The 25,608-nt window shown below is 69.5% G+C and carries 26 protein-coding genes; 9 read left to right on the top strand and 17 right to left on the bottom strand.

What is annotated here, in order from left to right; all coding sequences use genetic code 11:
• Positions 1–261 precede the first annotated feature (261 nt).
• Positions 262–3,612: a S8 family peptidase gene (locus ACQPZK_RS17940; RefSeq protein ID WP_433534071.1), complete on the top strand. Its 3,351-nt coding sequence runs from the start codon at positions 262–264 to the stop codon at positions 3,610–3,612.
• Positions 3,613–3,661: 49 nt separating this feature from the next.
• Here the strand turns inward: ACQPZK_RS17940 and ACQPZK_RS17935 are convergent, their stop codons facing one another.
• Both ACQPZK_RS17935 and ACQPZK_RS17930 read right to left on the bottom strand, forming a co-directional pair.
• Positions 3,662–4,147: a DUF2231 domain-containing protein gene (locus tag ACQPZK_RS17935; RefSeq protein ID WP_433534070.1), complete on the bottom strand. Its 486-nt coding sequence runs from the start codon at positions 4,145–4,147 to the stop codon at positions 3,662–3,664.
• 99 nt (positions 4,148–4,246) lie between these two features.
• The gene (locus ACQPZK_RS17930; RefSeq protein WP_433534069.1) at positions 4,247–5,260 is read right to left on the bottom strand and encodes an SEC-C metal-binding domain-containing protein; all 1,014 of its coding nucleotides are present in this window, start codon (positions 5,258–5,260) and stop codon (positions 4,247–4,249) included.
• A gap of 117 nt (positions 5,261–5,377) precedes the next feature.
• Here ACQPZK_RS17930 and ACQPZK_RS17925 point away from each other — a divergent pair, with 117 nt between their 5' ends.
• Positions 5,378–7,447: a phosphocholine-specific phospholipase C gene (locus tag ACQPZK_RS17925; RefSeq protein ID WP_433534068.1), complete on the top strand. Its 2,070-nt coding sequence runs from the start codon at positions 5,378–5,380 to the stop codon at positions 7,445–7,447.
• Between the two features lie 285 nt (positions 7,448–7,732).
• Here the strand turns inward: ACQPZK_RS17925 and ACQPZK_RS17920 are convergent, their stop codons facing one another.
• From ACQPZK_RS17920 to ACQPZK_RS17905, 4 genes are read right to left on the bottom strand one after another with little or no spacing between them, the layout of a single operon-like run.
• Positions 7,733–8,956, bottom strand: coding sequence for a hypothetical protein (locus tag ACQPZK_RS17920; RefSeq protein WP_433534067.1), 1,224 nt, complete (start codon positions 8,954–8,956; stop codon positions 7,733–7,735).
• A gap of 47 nt (positions 8,957–9,003) precedes the next feature.
• Positions 9,004–9,840: an aldo/keto reductase gene (locus ACQPZK_RS17915; RefSeq protein WP_433534066.1), complete on the bottom strand. Its 837-nt coding sequence runs from the start codon at positions 9,838–9,840 to the stop codon at positions 9,004–9,006.
• Positions 9,841–9,875: 35 nt separating this feature from the next.
• Positions 9,876–11,678 carry a glycoside hydrolase family 15 protein gene (locus tag ACQPZK_RS17910; protein WP_433534065.1) on the bottom strand — a complete coding sequence of 601 codons (1,803 nt, stop codon included), beginning with the start codon at positions 11,676–11,678 and terminating at the stop codon, positions 9,876–9,878.
• A gap of 27 nt (positions 11,679–11,705) precedes the next feature.
• Entirely contained in the window at positions 11,706–12,182 is a 477-nt protein-coding gene (locus ACQPZK_RS17905; protein ID WP_433534064.1) for a hypothetical protein, read from the bottom strand.
• Between the two features lie 255 nt (positions 12,183–12,437).
• On the opposite strand from ACQPZK_RS17905, the gene ACQPZK_RS17900 reads away from it, so the two are divergent.
• Entirely contained in the window at positions 12,438–12,950 is a 513-nt protein-coding gene (locus ACQPZK_RS17900) for an RNA polymerase sigma factor (RefSeq protein ID WP_433534063.1), read from the top strand.
• A 28-nt stretch (positions 12,951–12,978) separates the two neighbouring features.
• Positions 12,979–13,707: a hypothetical protein gene (locus ACQPZK_RS17895; protein ID WP_433534062.1), complete on the top strand. Its 729-nt coding sequence runs from the start codon at positions 12,979–12,981 to the stop codon at positions 13,705–13,707.
• 195 nt (positions 13,708–13,902) lie between these two features.
• Here the strand turns inward: ACQPZK_RS17895 and ACQPZK_RS17890 are convergent, their stop codons facing one another.
• The 4 genes from ACQPZK_RS17890 to ACQPZK_RS17875 form a co-directional block, all read right to left on the bottom strand.
• Positions 13,903–14,406, bottom strand: a complete 504-nt coding sequence (locus ACQPZK_RS17890) for a hypothetical protein (protein WP_433534061.1) — start codon at positions 14,404–14,406, stop codon at positions 13,903–13,905.
• A 467-nt stretch (positions 14,407–14,873) separates the two neighbouring features.
• Positions 14,874–15,305: a hypothetical protein gene (locus ACQPZK_RS17885; RefSeq protein WP_433534060.1), complete on the bottom strand. Its 432-nt coding sequence runs from the start codon at positions 15,303–15,305 to the stop codon at positions 14,874–14,876.
• A 107-nt stretch (positions 15,306–15,412) separates the two neighbouring features.
• On the bottom strand, positions 15,413–15,616 hold the full coding sequence (locus tag ACQPZK_RS17880) for a DUF397 domain-containing protein (RefSeq protein ID WP_433534059.1): 204 nt from the start codon (positions 15,614–15,616) through the stop codon (positions 15,413–15,415).
• A 222-nt stretch (positions 15,617–15,838) separates the two neighbouring features.
• A complete protein-coding gene (locus ACQPZK_RS17875) occupies positions 15,839–16,255 on the bottom strand; it encodes a GntR family transcriptional regulator (protein WP_433534058.1) in 417 nt (138 codons plus the stop codon).
• A gap of 234 nt (positions 16,256–16,489) precedes the next feature.
• Between ACQPZK_RS17875 and ACQPZK_RS17870 the strand changes: the two genes are divergently transcribed.
• The gene (locus tag ACQPZK_RS17870; RefSeq protein ID WP_433534057.1) at positions 16,490–16,765 is read left to right on the top strand and encodes a DivIVA domain-containing protein; all 276 of its coding nucleotides are present in this window, start codon (positions 16,490–16,492) and stop codon (positions 16,763–16,765) included.
• Positions 16,762–17,013 (top strand): hypothetical protein, encoded by a 252-nt coding sequence (locus ACQPZK_RS17865; RefSeq protein ID WP_433534056.1) that lies wholly within the window; start codon positions 16,762–16,764, stop codon positions 17,011–17,013. The genes ACQPZK_RS17870 and ACQPZK_RS17865 overlap by 4 nt, the downstream gene beginning before the upstream one ends.
• Positions 17,014–17,063: 50 nt before the next feature.
• On the opposite strand, the gene ACQPZK_RS17860 is transcribed toward ACQPZK_RS17865, so the two are convergent.
• The gene (locus tag ACQPZK_RS17860) at positions 17,064–17,534 is read right to left on the bottom strand and encodes a PASTA domain-containing protein (protein WP_433534055.1); all 471 of its coding nucleotides are present in this window, start codon (positions 17,532–17,534) and stop codon (positions 17,064–17,066) included.
• A 328-nt stretch (positions 17,535–17,862) separates the two neighbouring features.
• Positions 17,863–18,120 carry a hypothetical protein gene (locus ACQPZK_RS17855; protein ID WP_433534054.1) on the bottom strand — a complete coding sequence of 86 codons (258 nt, stop codon included), beginning with the start codon at positions 18,118–18,120 and terminating at the stop codon, positions 17,863–17,865.
• 428 nt (positions 18,121–18,548) lie between these two features.
• On the opposite strand from ACQPZK_RS17855, the gene ACQPZK_RS17850 reads away from it, so the two are divergent.
• The 3 genes from ACQPZK_RS17850 to ACQPZK_RS17840 all read left to right on the top strand — a co-directional run bounded on the left by ACQPZK_RS17850 (position 18,549) and on the right by ACQPZK_RS17840 (position 19,860).
• Entirely contained in the window at positions 18,549–18,965 is a 417-nt protein-coding gene (locus ACQPZK_RS17850) for a DUF2267 domain-containing protein (protein ID WP_433534053.1), read from the top strand.
• Between the two features lie 47 nt (positions 18,966–19,012).
• Positions 19,013–19,405, top strand: coding sequence for a DUF2267 domain-containing protein (locus tag ACQPZK_RS17845; RefSeq protein ID WP_433534052.1), 393 nt, complete (start codon positions 19,013–19,015; stop codon positions 19,403–19,405).
• Positions 19,406–19,536: 131 nt separating this feature from the next.
• Positions 19,537–19,860: a hypothetical protein gene (locus ACQPZK_RS17840; protein ID WP_433534051.1), complete on the top strand. Its 324-nt coding sequence runs from the start codon at positions 19,537–19,539 to the stop codon at positions 19,858–19,860.
• 85 nt (positions 19,861–19,945) lie between these two features.
• Here the strand turns inward: ACQPZK_RS17840 and ACQPZK_RS17835 are convergent, their stop codons facing one another.
• The 5 genes from ACQPZK_RS17835 to ACQPZK_RS17815 form a co-directional block, all read right to left on the bottom strand.
• Complete coding sequence (locus ACQPZK_RS17835) at positions 19,946–22,984, bottom strand: N-6 DNA methylase (RefSeq protein ID WP_433534050.1); 3,039 nt, start codon at positions 22,982–22,984, stop codon at positions 19,946–19,948.
• Positions 22,985–23,159: 175 nt separating this feature from the next.
• Positions 23,160–23,498 carry a hypothetical protein gene (locus ACQPZK_RS17830; protein ID WP_433534049.1) on the bottom strand — a complete coding sequence of 113 codons (339 nt, stop codon included), beginning with the start codon at positions 23,496–23,498 and terminating at the stop codon, positions 23,160–23,162.
• Between the two features lie 50 nt (positions 23,499–23,548).
• Positions 23,549–24,862, bottom strand: coding sequence for a WXG100 family type VII secretion target (locus ACQPZK_RS17825; RefSeq protein WP_433534048.1), 1,314 nt, complete (start codon positions 24,860–24,862; stop codon positions 23,549–23,551).
• Complete coding sequence (locus ACQPZK_RS17820) at positions 24,859–25,179, bottom strand: type VII secretion target (protein ID WP_433534047.1); 321 nt, start codon at positions 25,177–25,179, stop codon at positions 24,859–24,861. The genes ACQPZK_RS17825 and ACQPZK_RS17820 overlap by 4 nt, the downstream gene beginning before the upstream one ends.
• The gene (locus ACQPZK_RS17815) at positions 25,166–25,564 is read right to left on the bottom strand and encodes a YbaB/EbfC family DNA-binding protein (protein ID WP_433534046.1); all 399 of its coding nucleotides are present in this window, start codon (positions 25,562–25,564) and stop codon (positions 25,166–25,168) included. The genes ACQPZK_RS17820 and ACQPZK_RS17815 overlap by 14 nt, the downstream gene beginning before the upstream one ends.
• Between the last annotated feature and the right edge of the window lie 44 nt (positions 25,565–25,608).

The raw sequence follows: 25,608 nt of genomic DNA, 5'->3' as shown, positions 1-25,608 counted from the left end.
TCCATTCGTCGCCATGCTAGGTGCGAGTGGACGTCGGCGTCGATCCCTTCGGGTGGTCGCCATCGGCCGAATTGCGGGGCGCGACAGGGGCGGTAATCGAATCGACATCGAACCGGGTAGCCCGTCGACACATGGCGGAAAACGTTGTCTCGGCGGAAGAAAAAAGCCTCGTCGCGACCTCCCGAAGATCCGCCGGGCAGACCTATGATCTTGCAAATGTCGCCCAAGAGGCGTCATTTGTCCACATGAGACAGGAGCAACATGCTCAGGAGAACACGCTGGCTGCTGGCCGTCGCCGTGACGGCCACGGCGCTGACCGCCGTGCCCGGCGGCACCGCCACGGCCGGCTCCGGCGGTATCGCCGGCACCGACACACCCCGCACCTCCGCGGACGGCACGACACACACCGTCACCCTGCTGACCGGCGACGTGGTGACCGTCCGCAGCACCGGCACCGGATGCCCGCAGGCCACGATCCGACCGCTCGACGCCAACGCCGTGATCCGGCAGAGCTGCGGCCCGGACGGTCACCTGCACGTCGTCCCCGCCCGCGTCGAGTCCCAGATCGGCTCGGTCCTCGACCCCGACCTGTTCGACGTCACCGCGCTGATCGCCGACGGGTACGACGACGAGAACACCGCCGAGCTGCCCGTCATCGTGCAGCCCGCCACCGCCTCCGCCCGGGTGGCCGCGCTCGCCGACGTCCAGACGCTGTCCAGCATCGGCGCCGTGGCCGGCCACGTACCCAAGAAGAGCCCGGCCACCGCGAAGCTGGCGACGAACTCGCTGCTGGCCGGGGCGAAGAAGGTCTGGTTGGACCGCAAGGTCCGCGCCACCGCCCTGCCCGCCGGCGCGAAGCCCGCCGGCCTGGACCGTAACCTGACCCAGATCGACGCGCCGGACGCCTGGAAGGCGGGCTACACCGGCAGGGGCGCCCGCGTCGCCGTGCTCGACACCGGCGCCGACTTCAGCCACCCGGACCTCGCCGGGCGGGTCGCCGAGCGGGCCGACTTCACCGCCGAGGGCGGCGACGCCGTCGACCACAACGGCCACGGTACGCACGTCGCCTCGACCATCGCCGGCACCGGCACGGCCTCGCACGGCCTGCGCCGTGGCGTCGCGCCGGACGCCAAGCTCGTGATCGGCAAGGTGCTCGACGACCACGGCTCCGGCGAGGACTCCGGCATCATCCTCGGCATGGAGTGGGCGGCCGCCCGCGCCGACGTCATCAATATGAGCCTCGGCGGCAGCCAGGCCGACGACGGCAGCGACCCGCTCTCGCTCGCCGTCGACGCCCTGAGCGAGCAGACCGGTACGCTGTTCGTCATCGCCGCCGGCAACAGCGGCGCGCAGATCTCCTCGCCCGGGTCGGCCGCCACCGCGCTCACCGTCGGGGCCGTCGACCGCGACGACAAGCTCGCCGACTTCTCCAGCCGGGGACCGCTGATCAACAACAACGCGGCCAAGCCGGAGCTGGTCGCGCCCGGCGTCGACATCGTCGCGGCCCGCGCCGCCGGCACCAACCTGCAGGACCCGATCGACGAGTACTACGAGTCGCTCAGCGGCACCTCGATGGCCACGCCGCACGTCGCCGGCGCCGCTGCTCTGCTCGCCCAGCGGCACCCCGACTGGACGGGCGCGCAGCTCAAGGCCGCCCTGGTCGGCGCGGCCGACCCGCTGACCGGCATCGACCCGTACGCCATGGGAGCCGGCCGCCTCAACGCCGCCCGCGCCCTCGACGGCCCGACCAGCGACCAGCCGGTGGTCAACCTCGGCACGTTCGCGTACCCGCAGTCCGGGACCAGCGAGACGAAGCTGAGCTGGACCAGCGGGTCCAGCCCGGCCACGACGGTCCTCGACCTCGACGTGTCGATCGTCAACCACGACGGCCAGAGCGTGCCGCGCGGCGCGGCGTCGCTGTCGACGAGCCGGGTGACCCTCAAGCGGGGCGCGACCGCGGCGGCGACCCTGCGGATCAACCGCAAGGCGTTGGCCAGCCGGCCGGGCCTCTACCTGGCCACCGTCACCGCCCGCACCGGCCACATCGTGGTCGCCACCACCCCGGTGAGCTTCTACGTCGAGCAGCCCAGCTACGACCTGACGATCCACACCAAGCCGATGCCCGGCCTGCGGGAGGGCGCGGACAGCTGGGTCAACCTCATGGTCACCAACCTCACCGACCCCCTGCTGTTCTACGGCGGGGGCGGCGGCACGCCCGGCGGAACCTTCACGCTGCGGGTGCCGGCCGGTCGGTACTCGGTGCTCGGCGCGTCGATCGCCTACTACGTCGACAGCGACGTGCAGGAGAGCACCCTCACCGCCGCGGGTGACCTGGACGTGCACGCCGACCGGAGCGTGACCCTCGACCCGGCGCAGGCCCGGCCGGTCACGGCGACCGTCGACGGGACGGCCACCAGGACCACCCGGACCGACCTCACCACCTTCCAGACCGCGGTGAACGGCCTGCCGTGGTGGCACCAGATCAGCGGGTTCGGTGTGGCGACGGCGATCCGCAGCGTGGCGGTCCCGAAGCCCACCATCGGATCGCGGCGCATCTGGGCGGCCGTCAACATGGACTCGCCGGCCGGTACCGCGAAGCCGTACCGCTACAACATCGTGCACGAGTACACCGGCGGTGTACCGGCCGACCCGTCGTTCCGGGTGACCCGGGCGGAGCAGGCCCGGCTGGCCCGCATCGACGAGCGGTTCCACCAGACCGACTCGCCGGAGATGTACACCACGTTCGTCCGCTTCGGCGAGACTCCCGACGGGGTCGCGGTGACCCAGACCTTCGAGGGCGTCATGCCGCCGAACCGGACGTCGTACCTCTCACCGGAGATCGTCTGGGCCGACGAGGGCGTCTACGGCGGGTTGCCGGCCGTGGAGGCGCCGCGCCAGTACCGGCCGGGCAGCCAGCAGTCCAAGGTCTGGGCACGGCAGCCGCTGCACTCCGACTGGTACGACGACCCGGCCGGTGACGGCTGGAGCTGCGCCAGCCCGCCGTCGCGGACCCGGGGCAACCTGCACCTGGACATGGTGACGCTGACCGACCAGCACCAGCGCGCCGACTGCCTCCAGGGCGAGGCGGTCGGCGTGAAGCGCACGCTGTCGCTGTACCGCAACGGCAAGCTGGTCGAGCAGAGCGACCGGCCGATCGCCGACTTCACGGTGCCGCAGGCGATGGCCGACTACCGGCTGACCTTCGACGTCGACACCAGCCTCATCCTGCCGATCTCCACCAAGGTCAGCACGTCCTGGACGTTCCGGTCCGCCGGGCCGGACGGGACCGGCCACGTGCCGGTGGCGCTGCTCGGGGTCGACTACGCGCTGCCGATGGACCACGACAACCACCCCGTCGGCGGTCCGGTGGAACTGACCGTCCGGCAGGCGCACGGCGTCAAGGCGCAGAAGGTGACGTCGATGCAGGTGTGGACGTCGACCGACGACGGGGTCACCTGGACGTCGGCCCGGGTCACCGGCAGCGGTGACAGCTACCGGTTCGACCTGCCGAAGGTCGCCTCCGGGCAGGCCGTCTCGCTGCGCGTGAAGGCCGCCGGCAACGGCGGTAGCGGCATCGAGCAGACCGTCATCCGGGCGTACCACGCCGGCTGACCGATGACGTGGTGTCGGCTCGGCCACGGCCGGGCCGACACCACCGCCGTCACTGACCCTCCCAGACCGCCTTCGCGCCCGAGTCGCCGGTACGGACCACGTAGTACACGGCGACGGCGGCGGCCACCACCGACAGCACCTGCAACGTCACGGTCACCGCCCGGTTGGCGCTTACTCCCTCGGCGGCGCGCGGCGGCACGAAGCGGACCAGGGCCAGCGCCACGACCGCCAGCGCGATCGTCGCGTACAGGGTCAGGTCCCCGAACTCCTGGTGCGCCTCCAGCTTCGGGACGAACTCCGGCGTCACCCGGTTCGCCGAGCGCAACCGCTCGAAGAAGGCGTCCCCGGTGAGCTTCGCCAGCAGCGCGCAGACGGGCGCGCCCACCGCGAGCAGCGCCAGCACCCAGCGCGTGTGCGGCCGGATCGGCGCGACGAGCGCGTAGGCGATCGCCAGGAGCGCCAGCAGCGGCACGAACACGACCGCGGCGTGCAGCACCAGCGGGTGGGCGGGGATGCCCTGGAACTCTTCGAACATTCGGCGACTCCTCCGGCCATGGCGGATCTCGATGATCCGAGGCATGGAGGCTATCGGTACCGACCGGGCGTGCCCAGAGCGTGTACGCGGAGCCGCCGCTCAGCTCCGCGACCGCGGCAGGCAGTCCTTCTTGTACTTCAGGCCCGACCCGCACCAGCAGGCGTCGTTGCGCTCGGGTGGCCAGGGAACCCGGGCGGCGGGCCGCGCCGACACCTCGGCCGCGTAGCCGGCCCGGATCGCCGCGTCGGTCGGGTCGCCGTCGCGTCCACGGGCGAACGCGTCCAGGCCGGCCACGCTCGCCCGATACACGCCCAGCCCGGTCCGGCCGGCGCCGGTCAGCCGTACCAGCTCCTTCTCCAGTCGCGCCCGGTGCGCGTCCCAGTCCGGCCCGTACACGTCGGTCAGCTCGGGATGCGCGGCGAGCAGCCTGTCGAACTCGTCCCGTGGCCAGAGCAGCAGGTCCGACGCGCCGCCCTGCCGCTCCGAGACCTGACGGACGAGCTGGTTCTCCAGCCGGTCGGCCAGGTCGTCCTGCCGGTCGTGCGGCAGGTTGAGGTTGCGGCGTACCCGGTGGCGCTGTTGCAGCAGCAGGAACAGCACACCGGGCGCGTCCGGCGGACCGACCTCCGGGTCCGCCGTCGTGTCGCGCTCGCCGAGCAGCGTGTCGACCGCCTCGCTCAGCCACGTCTCGGCCGTCGACGAGCGACCGGCCGCGTCCAGCGCCGCGCTCAGGTAGGCGGGCACGTCGGGCTGCGTGAGCAGCAACGGACGCAGCGCGGTCAACTCGGCCATCGCCTCGTCGTCCCGGCCGCCGGCCTGGAACATCACCCGGGCCCGCAGCGCGCGGGCCACGCCCGCCCGGGGGTCGTCCACCGAGGGGTACGCCGCCAGCGCCTGATCCGCGTACCGCAGCGCGGCTTCGGTCCGGGTACGGATCCGGGCGATCTCGGCGGCGAGGGTCAGGGCGTCCCCGGCGTCGTCCGGATCCTCCAACCGGCCCTGCTCGACCGCCTCGGCGATGTCGGCCGCGACACCGAGCGGGTCGGCCGCCCCGAGCGCCGTGCGGCGCAGTTCGGCGAGGTCAGCCTTGGTGAGTATGTCTCTCGTCGGCACGATCTCACGGTACGTCGGAGGGCTCCCGCCCGGCCCAATTATGGTCATCTGCCGTCAACCCGCCCTCGATAGCGTCCGCTCGCCAGTTTCTCGACCAGAGCACACAAAGGCGGAGTTATGGGCACGGTGGATCGCCGTACGTTCCTCAAGGCGATGGGAGTTCCCGCGATCGGCGCGGCGCTCCCGCTGGACCTCAGCAAGGCGCTCGCCATCCCGGCGAACAACCGGACCGGCTCGATCGAGGACGTCGAGCACGTGATCATCCTGATGCAGGAGAACCGGTCCTTCGACCACTACTTCGGCACCATGCGCGGCGTACGCGGCTTCGGCGACCCCCATCCGGCGACACTGCCGTCCGGTAGGGACGTGTGGCACCAGCCCGACGGCGCCGACGAGCTGCTGCCGTTCCGCCCCGAGGTGAAGAACCTCGGCCAGACCTTCCTGCCCGACCCGCCGCACGGCTGGAACGACGGGCACGCCGCCTGGAACGACGGCCGGTTCGACGGGTGGGTGCCGAACAAGGGCGTCACGTCGATGACGTACCACACCCGGCAGGACCTGCCCTACCACTACGCGCTCGCGGACGCGTTCACCGTCTGCGACAGCTACCACTGCTCGCTGATGGGCCCGACCGATCCGAACCGCTACCACATGTGGAGCGGCTGGGTCGGCAACGACGGCAAGGGCGGCGGCCCGGTCATCACCAACGCCGAGGCCGGCTACGACTGGTCGACGTACCCGGAGCGGCTGGAGCGCAACGGCATCTCCTGGAAGATCTACCAGGACGTCGGCACCGGCCTTAACGCCGCCGGATCCTGGGGCTGGACGAACGACCCGTACATCGGCAACTACGGCGACAACTCGCTGCTCTACTTCCACCAGTACCAGAACGCGCAGCCCGGCACGCCCCTGGCGGACCGCGCCAAGACCGGCACCGAGATCCGTACCCAGGGCCGTGACCCCGAGGCGCTGCTGGCCGACTTCCGGGCCGACGTCGCGGCGGGACGCCTGCCGCAGGTCTCCTGGATCACCGCGCCCGAGGCGTACACCGAGCACCCGAACTGGGAGCCGGCCTACGGCTCCTGGTACATCTCGCAGGTCATCGACATCCTGGCGTCGCACCCCGAGGTGTGGAGCAAGATGGCGCTCTTCATCACGTACGACGAGGAGGGCGGCTTCTTCGACCACGTGGTCCCGCCGACGCCTCCGCAGACGCGCGAGCACGGACAGTCCACCGTGCCGACCACCAACGAGATCTTCCCCGGCGACGCCGACCACCCGGCCGGCCCGTACGGCCTCGGCATCCGCGTACCCATGATCATCGTGTCGCCGTGGACGCGTGGCGGCTACGTCAACTCGCAGGTCTTCGACCACACCTCGCTGATCAAGTTCCTGGAGACGCGGTTCGGGCACGGCCGGCCGGACCTGGTCGAGAAGAACATCACCCCGTGGCGGCGGGCCGTCGTCGGTGACCTGACCACGGCCTTCGACTTCCGGCACCCGAACCGGTCGCGCGACGTGACGCTGCCGGACACCGACGACTTCAAGCCCGACGACCTGGTCCGGCACCCCGACGAGGTGCCGGTACCGCCGGCCGACCAGCGTCTGCCCAGGCAGGAGCCGGGCGTGCGCCCGGCGCGGGCGATCCCGTACGCCCTGCACGCCGACGGACGTCGGGGCGACGGCGAGTTCCGGATCGAGTTCCGCAACACCGGCGGCGCGGGAGCGGTCCTCCAGGTCCGCCAGGCCGGCAGCACGGCCGCGCCGCGCAGCTACACCGTCGAGCCGGGCAAGCGCCTGGCCGACACCTGGAAGACCTCCTCCGGGTACGACCTGTCGGTGCACGGACCGAACGGCTTCTTCCGCCGGTTCGCCGGCGGCGCGTCGGATCTCGACATCACGCCCGCCTTCGACGAGCAGGGCGACAAGCTCGAGCTCACTCTCACCAACCGGGGGCCGAAGCGGGTCGAGGTGACCGTTCGGGACGCCTACCACTCCCGGCCGGTCACGCTGTCGCTGCGCCCCGGTCACACCGAGCGCGCCACCTGGCCGCTGGCCCGCACCCACGGCTGGTACGACCTGACGGTCGTCGCGGCGGGTGACCCCGGCTTCGCGTACCGCTGCGCGGGCCACGTCGAGAACGGCAAGGACAGCATCAGCGACCCAGCCCTCGGCGGGCTCGTGTAACCCCCCCCGCCCCGCCCCGCCCCGCCCCCGCCCCCGCCCTACCCCTACCCCCGCCGATCTTGCACTTTCGGTTGTCGATATGCGCGGTGACGCCCCAGATGTCGCCACCGAAAGTGCAAGATCGGCGCGGTGGGCGACTTGTGCCCGGCGGTCGGGGCCGGATGTCCCGACGAGCGTGATGCCTCAGCGGCATCTTGATGCCGCACAGTCATCACGCTCCTCCCGGCGTCCGCCCCCACCGAGGTCACCCACGGTAGCGATCAATCGGGTGCCCTCGACGCCTCGCTACGGGGTGCGGGCGAGGTAGGCGCGCATCTCCTCGCGGCTTCCCGGGAGACCGTAGCCGCCGATCAGTTCGCTGACGTTGCCGAACTGCTCACCGTCGATCAGCCAGGGCTCGGTCGATCGGCTCAATTCCTCGACGAGCCGACGTTGCCGGGGCGTCAACGCGTCGACCGGTGGCTGCGCGGCCGACGGGCCGTCCGGGAACGCCAGGTGCAGCGCCACTCCGAGCAGCGTCAACGACCGGTCGCCGCTGACGGTCGGCAACCGTTCGAGCAGCGCGTCGAACGCGCGGTCGGCGTGCTGCGGACCGAGCTGCCGCAGGGCGAGCGCCGCGTAGCCGCCGAGGTCGCTAGACAGGAACGGCACCCACTCACCCTCCTCCGGCTTGGCCGGGATCTCGCCGGATGCCGCCGACGCCCAGCCCAACACCTCCGCGAGGGTCGCCGGGTCGGCCGCCGCGCCGAGGACGCGGACCCGACCGATCGCGGCGCCCCAGCGGACCAGCGGGCGCGGATCGGTAAGCCACCGGCCGTCGGGCGCGGCGCCGAGCAGCCCCAGGGACACCAGCATGGTGGCCACCGCACCGGGCGTCTCGGCAACGTCGACCGCGCGGGCCAGCGCGGCCACGCTGCCGTCGGCCTCCTCGGGGAACCAGGCCAGGAGGTACGCCGCGACCAGGCGTACGTCCGGATCGGCGTGATCCAGCAGGGCGCGGAACACGGGAACCCCGGCGCGCACCGCGTCGTAGGTCGCCAGCGTGACGTACGCCCACAGCCTGCCCTGATCCGCCCTCGACAGCGACTCGACGTAGAGGTACTCGACGTACTCCTTCTGCGACTCGTCGCTGCCGGTCCACGGCGGCGGCTTGGCCGCGAGCAGCGCCCGCCCACCCTTCGCGGCCCGGCGGTACTCGGCCACCGGGAAGCCGTCTGGGAGGACACCCTCGTCGTACCCGACGGCCAGGGCGCTCAACAGCCCGAGCACCGCCGCCGGGTCCGGGGTGGCCGCGTCGGTGAGCATCTCCAGCAGGAATGGCACCGCGTAGGCGCTCGCCTCGAACCGGTTGCCCTGGTGGAACACGTTGCCGTACAGCTCACCCAGCGCCTCGTTCCGCACGGTCGCATCGGGGTCGAGTAGAGCGCGCAGCTGGCCGGGCACGTCGTCGGCCGCCCCGTAGGCGTGGCCCAGCCGCGCCCAGTCGATGTCGTCAAGTCCGTCGAGCACGCCGACATGCTCTCCCGAGGCCCCGACCGTCCGGCGTGCCGGGTCGGTCAGAACTCCTCGTACACCGCGGGGTCTTGATCTGACAGCCGCCCGTCCGGGCGGCCCAGCGCGGTGATGGCCTCGACCTGGGCGTCGGTGAGCGCGACGTCGAAGACGTTCAGGTTCTCGACCTGCCGCTGCGGCGACGCGGCCTTGGGCAGCGGGATCACCTGGCGGGCCACGTGCCAGGCCAGGATCGTCTGCGCGGTGCTGACGCCGTGCGCGGCCGCGATCTCGGCGATGACCGGGTGCTGCCGCAGGTCGTTGCCGTGCCCGAGCGGACTCCACCCCTGCACCAGGATCCCGTGCTCCCGGTGGTAGTCCAGCGCCTCCTGCTGCGGGAAGTACGGGTGCACCTCGATCTGGTTGACCACCGGGGCGACCCCGGTCTCGGCCACCAGCCGGTCGATGTGCTCGGGCAGGAAGTTGGAGAGCCCGATGTGCCGTACCAGACCCCGCTCCCGCGCCTCGATGAGCGCCCGCCAGGCCTGCACGTACCTGTCGACCTTCGGGTTCGGCCAGTGGATCAGGTACAGGTCGATCCGGTCGAGGCCGGTGCGGAACACGCTCTCCTCGATGGTCGTCAGCGCCTCGTCGTAGTCGTGGTGCCGCCCCGGCAGCTTCGAGGTGACGATCAGCTCGTCGCGGACGCCGCCCGCGTCCCGCACGGCCCGACCGACCGCGCCCTCGTTCTCGTAGTTGACCGCCGAGTCGAGCAGCCGGTAGCCCGCCCGGATCGCGTGCCCTATCGCGTCGACGCCCGCCGAGCCGTTCAGCTGGTACGTGCCGAGCCCGATCGCGGGCAGGGTCGTGCCGTCGGCAGCGCTCAGGTGCGGAATCGTCATGATCGGGACCCTACTCGCCCGAGCGGGCTCGGCGCTCAGGCAGGCCCGGGATCACCGACGGGGGCGTCGCGGATGGCGAGCGCGGCCTGGACGAGCGCGGCGTGGGTCAGTGTCTGGGGATAGTTGCCGAGGTGGACGCCCGTCGCCGGGTCCACCTCTTCGGCGTACAGGCCGAGGGGACTCGCGTGGTCGACCAGGGCCTCGAACAGCGCGACGGCCTCGCCGCGACGCCCGGTACGGGCCAGGGCCTGAACGAGCCAGAACGAGCAGGGCAGGAACGCGCCCTCGACGCCGGGGAGGCCGTCCCGCCCGGGCGGGTAGCGGTAGAGCAGTGGACCGCCGGCGGACAGCCGGTCCCGGATGGCGTCGATCGTGCCCCGGACCCGGGGTGACCCGGCCCGGTCCATGCCGAGCAGCGGCAGGACGAGCAGGGCCGCGTCGAGGTCCGGGGAGCCGTACCTGCGCACGTAGCTGGCCGCCGCGGGGTCGAAGCCGCGCGTCCGGACCTCGGCGGCGATGGCATCTCGGGATCGCTGCCAGCGTCGACGTCGACGGTCCGACAGGGGATGCGTGTCGGCGATGGCCAGGGCACGGTCCAGCGCGAGCCAACCCATGAGCTTGGAATGGACGTGTTGGGCGGGCGTCCGTACCTCCCAGATACCGGCATCGGGCTCCCGCCAACACCGGTCCACCACGTCGGCGAAACCGCGCACCGCCCGCCACGTCTCGGCGTACAGGCGATGTCCGGCCTGGGCGAACGCCCAGGCGGCGTCGATCACCCAGCCGTACCCGTCGAGCTGGTGCTGGCCGGCGGCGGCGTTGCCCATGCGTACCGGGCGGCTGTCGAGGTAGCCGGGCCAACCGGGAAGTGCCCGTTCCGCAGGTACGTGCCGGCCGTGCAGGGTGAGCAGCGCCGGCAGGCGTGGCCGTTGCAGCCGGCTGGCGTGCAGCAGCCAGGCGAGGAACCCCTGTGCCTCGTCGGCCTTCCCGACGTTGAGGAAGGCGCTGACGCCGATGCTGGCGTCACGGGGCCAGACGTAGCGGTAGTCCCAGTTGCGTTCCCCGCCGGGATCCTCGGGCAGGGACGTGGTGGGCGCGGCCACCGGCGCTCCCGAGGGTGAGTACGTGAGCAGCCGCATCGTGAGCAGGCTCCGTACGACGTGCTCCCGGAAGGGCACCCGCTCGTCGATCTCCCCGGTCCAGGTGCGCCAGCGGGCCTCGTCCTCGACGAGCAGGTCCCAGGCGGCTTCGGGCTCGACGTGGATCACCGGCTCGCGGTAGGCCACGGCCAGCACGAGGGTGACCGGACGACCCGGCCGGACCGTGACCGGGGTGGGTCGGCCCGGTTCGATCCGGAAAGCGGGCGTGCTGTCCAGCGCGACCGCCAGCGCCCCCCACTCACACACCAGGGTCCGACGCCGGCGCTCGACCCGGGGCCGGCGGTGCCGAGCGCCGAGGCGCGGATCGAACTCCACCACCGCGTCGACGGCCGCCCGCTCGGCCGACAGCCGTCGCACGATCAGTGTCGTGGGCAGCAGGCGACCGGTGACCTCGGCGACCATCGCCTCGGTGAGGCGCAGCCGGCCGCCACCCACCGCCCAGGTGGTCTCCAGAGTGGCGGTGTGCGGCCGGTACCGCCGTTCGAGGACCGTCGCCGGGCCGGCCGGGCCGACCCGGAACGTTCCGGCGTCCGGGCCCCCGACCAGCCTGCCGAACAGCGGATCACCGTCGAAGCGCGGCACGCAGAGCCAGTCCATCGCGCCGTCACTCGCGACCAGGGCGGCGGTACGCGTGTCGCCGAGCAGCCCGTAGTCGCTGATCGGTGGCTCAGCGGTCACGGCGATCGCCCCTGCACGAGGGGCGTGTCACCTGGCGTGCAGGAGCAGTCCGAGAGCGACTCCGTAGACGACGTGGACGACGGCCGTGACCAGGGGAGTCTGGACACCGTAGTTGAGGGCGAACAGCCCGGGCGGCTCCAGCACCGCCGTGCTGGCCGGTCCCGCCCGCTGCGACGCCATCCGGGGGTGGACGCCAGGAAGCAGCGGCAGCAGCACCGTCAGCGCGATCCCGACGTGGACAATTCCGAGCAGCGCTCCGATCCACCAGGTGGCGCGGTACAACAGCGCGAACGTGGCGGCGTACCCGAGGGCGAAGCCCTGACCGGCGCACAGGTGCAGGAAGAACCCGACGAACCGGGCCCGGTCGGGATCGTCCGTGACGAAGGTACCGAGCACCAGGGGCAGGTCGAGCCGGGTGAGGCCGGCCAGTTGAGCGGTGATCATCGCCGCGGTGAGCGCCGCGGTGGCGACGAACCCGAACAACGCCCATCCGGCCCAGTCCATCTCAGCAGTCGTCGACGCCGCGGGTGTGCTCGGTCATCGGTCCACCCTCCGGCTGAAACAGCGCGCAATCCACGGCCCGGACGCTCACCGAGCGTCCGGTTTATCACCATAAGCCACTGGAGCTGTCGTGCTGGCTCGCTCGCCCAGACGTCTCTTGACGAGTTCGACCGCCGCAACTGCCGGATGGTTGTGCCCCAACCGGACCGGCCTCTCGTTCGTCCAAGATAGTGAGGACAACACCGAGGGGACTCTGTCGTGGCAGGTTGGGAGCAGGCGCTGGCGGATCTCGTCAACGCCAGGGGTGCGGCGCTGAAGCGCTACGCCTACCTGCTGTGCGGCAATGACAGCGACGCCGAAGACCTGGTACAGGACGCGTTGGTGCGGGCATTCACCCGGCCACGGCACGACAAGGTCGCAAACTCTGAGCAGTACGTGCGCAAGGCCGTCGTCAACCTCTACCTCGACCGGGTCCGGCGGCGGGACGTGTGGCGGCGCGTGATGCCATTCGCGCTGGCGCCGGACCGGGTCGAGGACGGCTCACGTGCTGCGGATGCCCGACATGACCTCCGGGCGGCGCTCCTGGAGCTCACCCCACAACAACGTGCTTGCGTTGTCCTCTACTACCACGTCGATCTGCCCATTCCAGAGATCGCCGCGCAACTCGGATGCGGCGCCGGGACGGTGAAACGCCACCTGCACGACGGTAGACGTCGCCTGGCCGGGCTGCTGCACGATGACATAGGGGAGGACGACCGTGCCGTCCGATGATCGTCTTTGGCGGGACCGTCTGGCAAGGGTGGCGGACGAGGCCGATCCGCCGTCGTTCGCCACTGATCACGTGCGCGCACGTGTGCGGCGACGGCGAGGGCTGCTAGCGGCCGGAGCCGGCCTCGCTTCGGTCATGGTGATGTCGCTGGTGGCGGTCGCTGCGGCGGGGATCGTCGGCGACGGTGATACGCCCATCGGCGCAGGCGCGAGCCCGGGGCCGTCGACCCCCACCGGGCCAACCGCCACTGCCGAGGAGGAGCCCGAGGTGTACGTCTGCGGCGACCGCTACGACCACGTGGTTCCCACTCCGGGCCCCCTCCTCACGGCAGAGGTGTCCTCGGTGGTCAAGGTGAAAGCCGACTCCGGTCCAGCGGTGACGGTGATGTTCGCCGCCACACGGGCGGTCCACGTGGCTTCCAGTCCGCCATCGCTTCTTCAGGTGCTCTATCTGAAGGACGGTGTCATTGTCGGCGGAGGGCCGATGGTCAACCAGCCGGGCGATCCCAGCCCTCAGGGCATCGATGCGATCCGAGGTGGGTTCGATCTCGCTCCCGGCAAACCCCACGAACTGCAGCTGGGCCCGCGAGAGGTGTTGTGCCCGTCCCTGACCTGGCCCGACATCTGGGCCAGACCCCAACTCTACGAGGTCGCCGTGGTGATCGGTCCGGTCGAAGACCGGGGGGACGAGCTTCTCCTCAATGTTCCACTCCCGCCCTCGGCCGCCTCGCTGGTGATGAAGGCGGCGTTGCCGGGCTGAGCGACGTCTTCCCCGCGCGGCCCGACTTCGAGGCCACGCGGGGAAGTGCCGATGCCGGGGATCAGGGTGCGAGCGACATTCCAAGTGTGTTCAATATGGCCGGTGCCTCCGTCCACCTCGCCATCGTGCCGCCGCCATAGCTCATGATTCCGCGAGCCTGACGAACGTTGACACTCACGTCGCAATGATCGCCTGTCACAACGAGACGACGACCGGCTGGACCTGGACATTCTTGGTCAACTGCTGAGGCGAGGGGACCGGCGTACTGATGTCGACGGACAGGTTGTAGCCGTAGATGGCGACTCCGTCGAGGTGGTTCGCGCCCGGCCAGTTCGACTCCAAGCGGACCGCGATCTGGGTGGGGAAGTTGGTCACCTTCTCGGCGCACGAGCGGATCAGGACCACGCTCGGGGTGGCGGTCAGGTGGGTGGCCAGCATCCGGGCCAGTTTCTTGTAGGTCCAACCCCAGTCCTTGGCACCCGCCTCGGCGTCACCGATCTCCTCGTCGTTGCCGTGCGCCCGGATGCACAATGGCTCGCCGTTCTGCACCCCGGCCAGGTAGGTGGCCAACTGCCGATCCGCCTCCGCCTGCGTGAGCCCAGCGTCGATGGGCAGGAGAGCACCCCATGCGGCCGCGCCCGATTCGGCTCCCTCAGAATTACGGCGGGTATTCGGGTCCTGGGTCGCCACGATGAACATGACATGCACCTCCGGCTCGCTGCCTTATTGGGACGGACGAGAGGAGGCTAGCCCGGTGGGCGAAGGAACACGCTGTCGTCTATCCGGCCCGAATTGCCGTGGTCGTATGTCGGACAACTATCCGCCGGACGATTGTGGACAGGATCGACCAATCTCAGTCGTCGACCCGCAATTCCTGAGGAAACAATTTGCACACGGCCGAGCTTGAAGGCGCAATACGGGTTCTGCCCTCCTCGGCCGCGACCCGCGCTCCCTCGAGCATGGTGAAGCGCGGCGTGCCGCTGCTGCCTCCTCGTGGGGCCGCCAGGATCCTGCGCGAGCTCGTCGGCGACATCCTTCACCCACAGCGAACCGCCCCGCCTCGATCAGGTCGGAGATGCGGACCCGCGCCGGTTGATCAGTAGCTTCGGCGGCGGGACGGCGACGAACTGTCGGTCAGTGGACGCACAGACTGGTTCGGCGCGGGCTCAGTACGAGCGGGTAATTGCGGTGTGGGTAGCAGCGACAACACCCGCGTTGTGTCGTTCGACGCCGCGGGCTGCGAGTAGGGGGCCAAAGACCAGGTACGCGATCCACGTCAGGGGCATCGTCACGAGACCGACGACAGCGAATATGAGGAGGAAGTTGATCCAGAAGAGCCCCCAGAAAGACAGCATCAGGAGCACTCCGGTTGACGTGCGACCGGCATACAGGTTGCCCACGCCGAAGATGCCGAAGAGGCCCAGGATCAACTCGAGGGCGACGGCAGCCCCGGCGGATTTCTGTGGAATGAGCACCGCTTGGGGTCCGACGTAGACCGACTGTGTGGGCACCGGAACGTGATATTGCTGAGTAACAGGTACCGGTAGCTGCTCGGTCGGTGCGGGCTGCCACTGCTGATAGGGATCGGGATGAGTCACTGCACGAGTCTCGCGTTCGGATAGTCTGCGAGTCACCCGCCGTTTGGTCCCGTGCATCGGACTGCAAGGGCCGTCCCAGCGGCCGTGCGGCTACCGGGTATACGACTTCAGTGGATCAGCGCGTTGTCGCGGACGCTGCTGACGAAGGCGGACCAAATGGTTGGGCGGAAGGTGAGAGTCGGTCCGGCCTGATCCTTGGAGTCACGTACGGCGACGACACCGGGGAGATTGGTGGCGACCTCGACGCAGGCGCCGCCGTTGTCGCCGCTACGGGTGCTCTTACGCCAGATGGCACCGGACAGGTCAGTCATGTCGCATCTCCCCGGAGATCCTCTTGATCATGTCTTTCGATTCTGCCTCGCCGAGGGCCATTGCATCCAGCCCTCGCCAGACGCGCTGATAGGGGTCCAGTTCGTCGTGGGTGTCCCTGTGGAAGGCAACATCCTGACGTCGGCGCTTTGCAGTTCGGACTAGTCCGGTGAGGTCGGCCGAGTTGTGCGGTCATGGCCGCCGTCTCGTCCCGGCTGCTGCTGCTAAAGCTCGGTCGGGCGGATCAGCTCGACCTGGTCGCCGGGCTCGACTTCAACCCTGCCCGTGCCGTGGCGGATCTCCAGCACGGGAACGCCTTCGTCCAGTTGCAGCTCGTTCCGTTCCTGGCCGGTCGGCATCCGGGCGATGACCGACGCGCCGGCAGGCAACTCGACCCGCTGGCGATCGGGCGCGCGTCGCACCCGCGTCCCGTGCCCGCGGACGGTGCTGACCAACCCTTCGGACCGCAGGATCGAAATCGCCATCCGGACCGCCTCGCGGCCAATGCCGTACTCCTGTGTCAGCCGGGATTCGCTCGGCAGCGACACCCCGGGTGCCAGTTCACCGGACTCGATCTGCCTCCGCAACAGGTCGGCGACCTGCACGTAGACGGGCGTGTGGGAGCGCGGATCGATGGTCATGCCTGCTAAGCCTTGTCCCCCCGTGTGCCGCACTGGTTGTACCCCTGTGCCCCTGTGCGTATATTCATCAAGGCGGCGGCAGTTGTAGCCAGGATGCGGACCTGTAGCTCGGTCGAGTGAGACCTTGCCGCAGCCTGCGGCCGTGCGCTGTCCAACGCGGCGGCAGGCCGCATGTTCGCGTAAGCGACATGCACGCCGTACCGCCCCTCAATCAACGGAAAGCAGGTTGGAGAGATGAGCGTCCGTAACCAACGACCGGCGCGGGATGTCGGAGTGAGCCGCTCCGGCGCGTACACCAGTTTGCTGCCGTGGCAGGTGCGTGAGCGGCGCTTCGCGGCGGCCGGGCTCGGACGTCGCGGTCTCAACCCCGACGACGTGTACGCCTTCCTCGACCGGGTCGCCGTCGACATGGCCGCCGTCTACGCGGCCCTCGCCCAGAGCCGCCGCGAGGTCACCCGGATCAAGGGCGAGCTGAACCGCCGTAACCCGGCGCAGGAGCAGCCCCGATGAGCCAGCGGTACGTCATCCACCTGCCCGTCGTCGCCACCGACCTGCCCGCCGCGCAACGCCTGGCCCGGGTGATTGGACGCTGGATGGTGGTGCTGCCGATGGCCGATCCGGGGGAGACCACCGTCTCCGAGGAGGACCAGCAGTTCCTGCGCCACCGGGTCTTTTGCGACCTGCGGCTGCCCGGCGGCCGGCGCTGCCTCCTGCGCGACGGTCACGACGGCGACTGCTCCCGGCGTTTACGTCGATGACAAGTGCCCTTCGCCGTACGCGTCGCAGAGGCCATCTGCTTCGCTGGGCGTCAACGCTGCTTGGTGCAGGTGAGCACAATCAGCGTGTCAGTGGGCACCTTGTTCCCAGCCTTGGTGGACTGCTTGGTGACGGTCCAGTTAGAAGCAAGCAGAACAACGGTGTCGTGTTCGTCTTGGGAGCCGTACTGAATTTTGGTGAATCCGAGGTCACGGAGTTGGTCCGCGGCCACGGCCGCGTTCTGCCCAACCACATTGGGCATCGCGACGGTTTCCGGCGCGGTGCTTGATGGCGGTGCGGCCGGCGTGCCGCTGGCGGCTGGAATCTCCGCCGATACGGACGGTGTGGTCGGGGCATTCGTGGCCCGAGCGGCATCGGCGGGAGCCGATGCGACCGCCGTAGGCGCAGGATCGGATTGGCCCATGCTTCGTCCGATCGCCACGCCGCCGCAACACCCGATAAGTAGGGCGACGGAACCTGCGACGAGACCGACAACGAGCGGGTTGGTCGCCTTCTTCGGCATTGTGGGCAGACCCGGAGGAGGTGGCGGTTGTTGAGGAAAAGTGACTCGCCGATTTTCATGATCACCAGCACTGTTGGCTAGCCACCGAGCAGGTGCCGGGATCAGCCCGTTCGGTCGACTGTCTACGCCACGTGGATAAATGAAATGAGCGAGTGGGGTTGCCGGATAGCGCAGTCGCCACCGTTGTCGCCGCTCCGGGTGCTCCTACGCCAGGCGGCGCCGGTTGGATCAGTCATGCCACGACGGCGAGTGCTCCCGCCGCTTGCGCCGGTGTGGGGAGTGGAGCCGGCCGCCGGGCCAGTGGGTCCGGCGGCCGGGATTGCGCCAGTCAGTACGTGAAGCTCCAGAGGAAGTAGAACCCCGGGGCGTTGGGACCGTACTGGCGGTACTCGCAGTAGTACCAGCTCCACTGGCCGGTCTGGACACCCTCGCTGCCGTAGCTGTTGCAGAACTGACCGTCGTAGTAGACGCCGCGAAGCGTGCCGCCCTGTGGGTCTGCTGCCGCCGGGGCGGCGCCGGTCCCGACCAGCCCGCCGAGTGCGAGCGTCGCGGCCACCGCCAGCGTCGCCCATCTGCGTCCGCGCATGGAGTCTCCTTCCGTCACCGTCCACACTGAACGTGCTTTGCGCCGAGTCGAGGCCAGGACATCGAAGCCTATGAGTGTAAGGCTAACCGTTGGAGCGGCCTCCGCAGTACGGGCCGAACGGGTGGCCGGCGGTGGGGAAATCACCCACTCCTGATTCGCCCGATCGGGATGAGGTCCGCTCACCTCCAGTTCCGGCAGGTTGTCGAGCTGCGAGGGTGCGCGACAACCGGTGGGGATCACGGGCGGGCTCAAGGAGCGGGAACGCCAGGGAATCCTTCCGCCGTTGCCGGGAACCCAGGAGTCAGCCATTTCGAACACGCTGACCCCTTACGCGTGAGCGAGGAGCAGCGAACCGACATTGGGCGCATCGAGGTCAGGGGTGCACTAACCGGCGGTTCGACGGTGATCGGGCCGGAGAGGAGAATCAGGTGGAATACGATGATTTCATCAACCTAGTGGCCACGCGGGCGAAGATGTCGACCGAGCAGGCGGCGACGGTCAGCCGCGCGACGCTGGAGACATTGGCGGATCGGATCAGCGCCGGCCAGGCTGAGGAGCTTGCCTATCAGCTTCCCGACGGGCTCGACGATCACCTGCGCAAACCGCCACCGCTTGGAAGGCAGGATCACGCCCAGCCCTTCGGATTCGATGAGTTCGTGCGGCGGGTGGCGGACCACCCGGCCATCGACCGTGCGATTGCCGGTACCGGGGTTCGCGCGGTGCTCACCACGTTGCGTGAGGCTGTTACACGCGACGAGTTCGAGGACGCAATGGCCCAGCTTCCGAAGGAGTTCCGGCAGGTGGTCGAACCGGTGGGTGCCGACAGCAGGCAGCGCCGCGGGTAGCACGCGGGATCCCGCGACGCACCCCAACTGGTCCGGAAGGAGAACTGGTGAACTACGCCGAATTTCTCGCAGCGGTGGGGGAGCGGGCGCGGATGCCGGCGGTGCAGGCGGAGAACGTCGTCCGAGCCACGCTGACGACCTTGTCGGAAGGGATCAGTGGTGGCGAGGCGCGGCACCTGGCCACCCGGGTGCCCGAGGAGTTGCGGGGGTACCTGTACAAGGACGTGGACTTCGCCGAACGGATCGACCTCGTGGAGTTCCTGAACGAGGTAGGGGTCCGCGCGGGAACGGATGACGAGCGGACCGCAGAGGGGGCCCGGGCCGTGTTGACGACCCTGCGCGAGGCGATGAGCGCGGAAGACCTCGACAAGCTGGAATCCGAGCTGCCAAAGGACTTCCGGCGGCTGCTCCGTCCGGCGGACCGCAGCGTCGGCGCCTGAACCGATCCACTTCCTCGCTCGATCCGAGTACGGTGCGCGCTGGTGGAGGTTGATTTTGCCGGGTAGGCCCTGCCGCTGGCCGGGCCGAACGCCTGGTCATAGTCCCACTGACAGCCTTCCGCAGAGGCGTCGTGGGCAGAACTGCTGCGGTGAAGGACGTGGGCAGCCCGGTCCTGCCGAGCAACGCGGAGCTGGCTCTGCGGCTCGGCGACGAAGGAGCCGACATCTTCCACGGCGTGGTCGTCGCGCCGCCGAAGCCGTACGGGTCCCACCGCTTCGCCCACCGGGAGCAGATCGCCGACCTGTCACGAGCGGGGGTCGTGCTGTTGGTGCCCGGTGCCGAGATGCACAAGTTGGACGAGGACACGCCGGCCAGAAGGGCCGAGGCCGCGGGTGACGACCCGGTGCAGGTGGGCCTCTGCCACGCCTGGGAGTGGCTGAGCTGCCCCCGCTGAATCTTGCGAGCTACCACGCAGCACTGGCTCGTACGCCTCGCCCTCGCACGGTTCGCTGTCCTCCGGGCGCGGGAGGATAATCCTGTCATCCTCCCAGCATGGCTCTGATGACGGCCTCGATCTCCGAGGTAGCTGGGTGCTGACCCAGCACGACGCGGATCCGGCGACGCATTGCCACGAAGTTCATGCCCTCCGCGAAGTTCAGCCCGGCGACGACCTCGCATTGATCACGGCCGTACTCCGCGAGCCTCTGGTGTGTCGGGTTCGCGTCGTTGTATCGGGGGATGGGTAGATTCCACAGGTGTTTGTCGATGTCTCGCTCATCCTTGCCGTAGGACATCATCGGTCGGACAAGCTCGGTGAGCACGGTGCTGTTCAGGATTGCGGATAGGAAGAGACCCTCTTCCCGGGTCGCGATTGGGGCCCAATACAGCTTATGTTCGACGACCGCCGCCGGGTCGTCGATGATCGCCGCGGCGACGTGCATCCCGGAGGCGGTGTAGGCCAACCGGAGCGGCGGTGCGGGGAACTGCGCGGTTAGTTTGTGTCGGAAGTCGAGTTGCTCGGCCAGGGTGAGACGAGCGCTGCTGCGGTGCGCCTCCCAAGTGGCCTCAGCCTGCCGCCACCACTGGGCCAGGCCGAAATAGTAGTCGAGGCGCGATTCGGCGTCGGTCATCAACGCGGAGCCGTCCAGCGGAAGAACCGCCTCCTTCGCCGGCAAGATGCGGTATGGCAGCAAGCTCTCGCCGAGCAGCACCCGCCGGATGAACTCGGCCTCCACGACGCCTTCGAGAGCGGGCAACTCCTTCCAAGGCGCCTTCTCCAGGCTGCTGCGCGCCGAGCGTACGGCGCGACGGCCGGTGCCGAGGCCAAGAGGGCCGCCGGATTCTGTCTCGACGAAGAACAGCAACTTCGGAACGATCGTGGCGCCCTGCGTGAACCGCGGCTTGTACGGTGAAGCGCTGGCGGCCGATTCACCGGCGACCAGATCGGCTGCCGCGCGGGTGAGGAACGGTTCGACCAGCCGCCATGACTTCGCGTTCGTCGGTACCCGGCCCGTCCACCGCTCGGTCACCGAGGGAAGACGCCGGTAGGTGCTCAGGGTGGCTCGGTCGCCGAAGACGACGCCGGCGCCGCGCGGAAAGGGGTGCGGACGCAGACGTCGCAGATCCCAGGAGTCAGTGAAGGCGACGGCAGCTGGCTCGACGGTGTCGTCGTACCACCCGCTGCGGAAGCCTTCGAAGTATTCGCGGTCGAGTACCGAGTTCGGTAGGACGAAGGCGAACGAGCCGCCCTCGCGAAGGTACTGCTGGACCGCTCTCGCCACGAACAGAGCCGAGAGATCCTGGTGCGTGGCGAACTCACGGCCGTGCCACAAGCCGCGGTCGCGGGAGAGGTCCCTGAATCGTCTCTGCATGTCTCGTGGCATATGACGGTAGGACAGCCACGGCGGGTTGCCGATGAGAACATCCACCCGGCTTGCCGGCATAGCCAACCACACGGGCCGAGCCAAGTTGCGCAGGTAGTAGCTCCAGATGTGGTCGCGCCCCTCGTCGTGCAGCCGGCACATTGCCTCGAAGGTGCTGAGGATCATCGGTTGATCGTCGGGCACGATCTTCATTCGGTCGAAGAACGCCGTCAGCGACGGGCGACCGTTCCCCTCTTTCGGCTTTGCCGCAATGGTGGCCAGCCCCGCGACGATCTGGTCGAAGCGGCTCGGTTCATTGAGCAACTCCTTGGGGAAGCGGAGCCACTCCTCGACCTCGCTCGCGTTGTATCCGGCGCTGATCCGTACATGCTCTTCGGTGAAGAGGTCGCGGCGCTCGCGCCACTGCACGCTGTCGCCGAGGTAAACCGGGATGGTGATGGCGTCGCGCTGATCGGTCAGCCGCTGGTGGCCAATGGCGAGGAGGTAGGTCACCCGCGCGAGCGCCACGGCGACCGGGTGCAGGTCGACACCGATCACGTGGTGGGTGAGCTGCGTCAAGGCGGCGTCGAGTGGAACGGCCGCCGCCTCAGCGGCAGCAAGATACCGGCGCACGGCGTGGAACAGGAAGGTGCCGGAGCCGCAGGCGGGGTCGAGCACCCGTTGCCGCAAGGGTTCCGTGACGACGGTGTCGACGAGATGCTCCGCGAGCCAGTCCGGGGTGTAGTACTCGCCCATCCGTTTGCGTGTCTCGGTGCCGATCATCGACTCGTAGAGCACCTTCAGGATGTCGTGGTCGGCCAGCAGCCACTCGAACCGGGCCAGCCGGCGGGTGAGCCCCTGAATGAATTCGCGGCCGCCGGGCACCTCGGTGGTCCAGCCGAAGAAGTCGTGCTCGACCACCCCGAGGATGCGGGCCTGGTCGAACCGTTGCCCGGTGATGAGGTCCTGCGGCTGCAACTCCAGGGCATCGATGCCGACGACCAGGTGCGCAATGATGTGCGCGCTGTTCATCAGCAGGGTGTGCTCCACGAAGAGATCCGGATCGTCGACGAACTGCGTGCCGAGCGCGCTGTCGAGTAGCTCCGCCCACAGCTTCCGCTTCAACTGCACGGTCGGCAGCTCCGCGTGTTCGTCGTACAGCGCGGCGAGCGCGGCACGATCCAGCTTGTGGGATGTGCTCGCCGCGCCGAGGCGACGGGCCACCTCGGCGGGCTCGGGCCGGACCCGTTGGCTCGTCGCCAGCACGCCCTCAAGCCAGTAGAAGAGGGCCAGCCCGTCAGGACGGGCAGCCGCCAGCGTGTGGCTGTCGACGAGGGTCAGCGAGTCGCCGGTCAACTGGTACGCACGCCATGTGGCCCCGTCGGTGAGGATGCCGACGTACCGTTGGCCGCTCTCTTGGCTTCGCGACCGGACGTAGCCGCCGAGTTGCCCCTCGGCTTCCCGCAGTGAACGCCCGTTCTGGAGCCGGCGCTTGACCTCGATGACGGTGTAACCGACTTCGATGTCGATGCGTCCACCGCCGGCAGGGGTCTCAAGATCAACGTCGAGCTGGGAGTCGGCGAGGCTGAAGTCGCCAGCCAGCAGGAGTTGTCGTATGTCGGCCTGCAGGGTCGCTTCGCTGCGCGTGGCTCGGCGATCGGCAATCCGCGCCAACAACGACTGCAAGGAAGGGGGAAAGCCGTCCGGAGCACGCATCTCCGGTTGAGGTGACGTCTGGCGGCTACGGCTTACATGTGGCGTACCGTCCGAGCGGGCCATGCATCAGTGTGGATCTGGGCCCAAGGCGAAAGTGAGTAGCTGTCGGATTACGGACAGCTACTGATGGTGATATTGCCATGCTTGCCGGCCTGGTCGGTCGTCCTGTACGGCGTCAGCGGTAGCCGAGGATCCGTGCTGCTTCCTCGCCGGCCAGCCGGAGCTGATCTCCTCGGAGATCGGGCACGCGGTAATCATTGCCACGCACTGTCTCCAAGAATTCCGTGGGTAGCTGCACGCGGTATGTGGCCAGGTAGAACCGCAGGTCTTCGCGCCACAACCACTCACCATCCGTCAGCACGGATGCGCCCCCGACAAGGTGTCGGCCGCTCCCGAGGACGTCGATCTCCGCGCCCATGACGTCGATGAGGCCGTGCCCATGGCGTAGATAGTCTTCGACTTTGAGGGCGTCGGGGAGCGGCTGCGCGTCGACGTGCGTATGGATGCTCTCCACGTACACCTCGGTCTGGTTAGCTCCTAGTTCTCGAAAGAACCCCACGGTCCTCATCGGTGCCCCCTCGCTCGTGGCTCGAAGACCTCCCAGGAGCCGCCGTTCTCGATGACTGGTGGCTGAGGTTCTGCGGTCCATCTCTGGGTTCCCACTCGGGCCGTCGGCGCGAGCACGCTCACCCCAAGTTCGTCGGCGACCTGTTGGCCCAGTGGCACCGCGTCGAGGCCGGGCTTGACGGTGCCGGCATAGCAGGAGACCAAACGGAGAGGGCGACCGTCGTAGGCGGGATTTTCCCGAACCGCGGCGGCGATCTGCGCTGCGTTGGTGGCGTTTCCGTCCATGTGTGCTCCGTCTGCTGAAACCTTGCCCGGGACAAAGTAGCCCTGGTCGGTGCCGTGCACGATGACGTCATGGTGCCCGTCCAGTGGCCGCACCTTCTCAATGTTCCGCATCGTCAGTTCGTCGTAACCGATGCCTGTTGAACGATCGGAGTGGTAGACCGGGTCTCCAGCGGAGAGGTACGAGTCGGGGGACCGGCTTGGCGGTAGCGGCCGACTCCTCGGATCGGCCCAGTCACGTCGCTGTCCCATCCGGTCGGCGGGCCCGAGCCGAGTGAGGCGACCCAGCGCCTGCTTGAGCTTCTCGATGAGGTCGCTGAGTCGGCGTACCTCCGGGATCAGCCGTCGCAGGCTGGCCAGCAGGGCACGAAGCATCCGCGCGATCCGCGCCCCCCAGGACGCGACCAGCGTCGTGACCTGCTCCACGACCAGCGGTGTGGCCAGTCCGCCGGTGATGACGAGTTCGCCCGCGTACGTGATGAGACGGGACACGCAGGTGGCGATGGCGTCGCGGACCAGGAGCCGGACGGCGGCCACCAGGCCGGCGGCGCCCTCGGTGATCGCGGCCATGGTGTCGGCGCCCTGGGCGAGGCCGGTGATGGCCTGGTGTTGTTCGGCGGCCCAGGCGCGGTAGGCGGGGCCGGCGCTGCCGCCCCAGGCGGCGACGTCGTCGCGGACGGCGCGGGCCAGCTCGGCTGCGTCCTCGCGGAGTGAGACGGCGACGTTGCGCCAGGTCTGGGCGTGTGCGGTGATCTGCGCCGGGTCGCCGGCGAGCCAGTCGAGCGCCTCACTGAGCGGCTTGACGTGCTCGATGAGCCAGGCGATCCCGTACTGGAGCAGGGCGCCGACCGGGTCGGAGACGAGGGCGAGGGCGTCGAGGCCGGCGCTCACGACACCGAGGCTGCCGTCGATCCAACTGCCGTTGCGCACGCCCTGCGCGATGAGTTCGATGTCCTCGCAGATCCACACACCCGCCCAGGCGCTGGGCGGGGTGTCCGCCGCGGCGGCGACGAGCGGGTTGGACGTCACGGGCGCTGCCGTACCCCGTCGAGGAGGCGCTTGGCGTGGGCGTCGGAGTGTCGGTAGCGGTCGGCGGTGGTTCGCAGCTTGCCGGCGGTGTCCCGCACCGACGCGGCGGCGCCGCCGATGCCGTCGACCAGGGTCCGCTGGAGGCCGTCGAGCAGTGCCGGCATCCGCGCGCAGAGCTGACCGTACGCGTCGGTGCCCAACCGGACGTGCTGCCCTGCCTGTTGGGCGCTGTCGAGGCTGCCGGCGCAGCGATCGAGGCGTGCGGCGTGGGCGGTCAGATCGTCCGGGTCGACCTGGATGCCGTCACCGCCCGGCATCGCTCGGCCCCGGCTCGTGGCTCAGTCGATCGCGGTAGGAGTCGATGATGGCCCGAGCGCTCGCGTCGTCGCCGAGAGACTCGGCGGTCACTTCGGCGACCTGCCGCAGCAGGTCGATGCGCGCGGCTCTCGTGGTGTCCAGGATCTGCTCGGCGGTGCGTGCGGCGGGTTGCTGCCGGCTGCGCTCGTCGAGCCGCAGGTCGATCAGCAGGCCGGCCGAGTCGACGGTGACCAGGACCGTCCGATCGGGGGTGTGGGCGGTGCCGGTCAGCTCCTGCACCCGCGTCGACAGCGCCTTGGCCCGTTCCGCCCGTTCGGCGAGCGACGACTCCCACTCGTCGAGCCGGCGCCCCGCCGCGTCGAGCGCAGCGTCGTCCGCCCACATGCTGACCCTCCCCAGGGGACCACCGCCGGCCGCCGCCAGCGAGA

This window comes from Micromonospora sp. CA-249363 (genome assembly GCF_050950185.1).
Taxonomy (GTDB): Bacteria; Actinomycetota; Actinomycetes; order Mycobacteriales; family Micromonosporaceae; genus Micromonospora.
Note: the sequence above shows the minus strand (reverse complement) of the source record. Positions and strands in the feature narration are given on the sequence as shown.

Excerpts from the sequence above, each read along its gene's own strand:
- ACQPZK_RS17940 (WP_433534071.1), top strand. The coding sequence starts at position 262 with ATGCTCAGGAGAACACGCTGGCTGCTGGCCGTCGCCGTGACGGCCACG.
- ACQPZK_RS17935 (WP_433534070.1), bottom strand. The coding sequence starts at position 4,147 with ATGTTCGAAGAGTTCCAGGGCATCCCCGCCCACCCGCTGGTGCTGCAC.
- ACQPZK_RS17925 (WP_433534068.1), top strand. The coding sequence starts at position 5,378 with ATGGGCACGGTGGATCGCCGTACGTTCCTCAAGGCGATGGGAGTTCCC.
- ACQPZK_RS17915 (WP_433534066.1), bottom strand. The coding sequence starts at position 9,840 with ATGACGATTCCGCACCTGAGCGCTGCCGACGGCACGACCCTGCCCGCG.
- ACQPZK_RS17905 (WP_433534064.1), bottom strand. The coding sequence starts at position 12,182 with ATGGACTGGGCCGGATGGGCGTTGTTCGGGTTCGTCGCCACCGCGGCG.
- ACQPZK_RS17890 (WP_433534061.1), bottom strand. The coding sequence starts at position 14,406 with ATGTTCATCGTGGCGACCCAGGACCCGAATACCCGCCGTAATTCTGAG.
- ACQPZK_RS17880 (WP_433534059.1), bottom strand. The coding sequence starts at position 15,616 with ATGACTGACCTGTCCGGTGCCATCTGGCGTAAGAGCACCCGTAGCGGC.
- ACQPZK_RS17875 (WP_433534058.1), bottom strand. The coding sequence starts at position 16,255 with ATGACCATCGATCCGCGCTCCCACACGCCCGTCTACGTGCAGGTCGCC.
- ACQPZK_RS17870 (WP_433534057.1), top strand. The coding sequence starts at position 16,490 with ATGAGCGTCCGTAACCAACGACCGGCGCGGGATGTCGGAGTGAGCCGC.
- ACQPZK_RS17865 (WP_433534056.1), top strand. The coding sequence starts at position 16,762 with ATGAGCCAGCGGTACGTCATCCACCTGCCCGTCGTCGCCACCGACCTG.
- ACQPZK_RS17860 (WP_433534055.1), bottom strand. The coding sequence starts at position 17,534 with ATGCCGAAGAAGGCGACCAACCCGCTCGTTGTCGGTCTCGTCGCAGGT.
- ACQPZK_RS17855 (WP_433534054.1), bottom strand. The coding sequence starts at position 18,120 with ATGCGCGGACGCAGATGGGCGACGCTGGCGGTGGCCGCGACGCTCGCA.
- ACQPZK_RS17835 (WP_433534050.1), bottom strand. The coding sequence starts at position 22,984 with ATGCGTGCTCCGGACGGCTTTCCCCCTTCCTTGCAGTCGTTGTTGGCG.
- ACQPZK_RS17820 (WP_433534047.1), bottom strand. The coding sequence starts at position 25,179 with ATGCCGGGCGGTGACGGCATCCAGGTCGACCCGGACGATCTGACCGCC.
- ACQPZK_RS17815 (WP_433534046.1), bottom strand. The coding sequence starts at position 25,564 with ATGTGGGCGGACGACGCTGCGCTCGACGCGGCGGGGCGCCGGCTCGAC.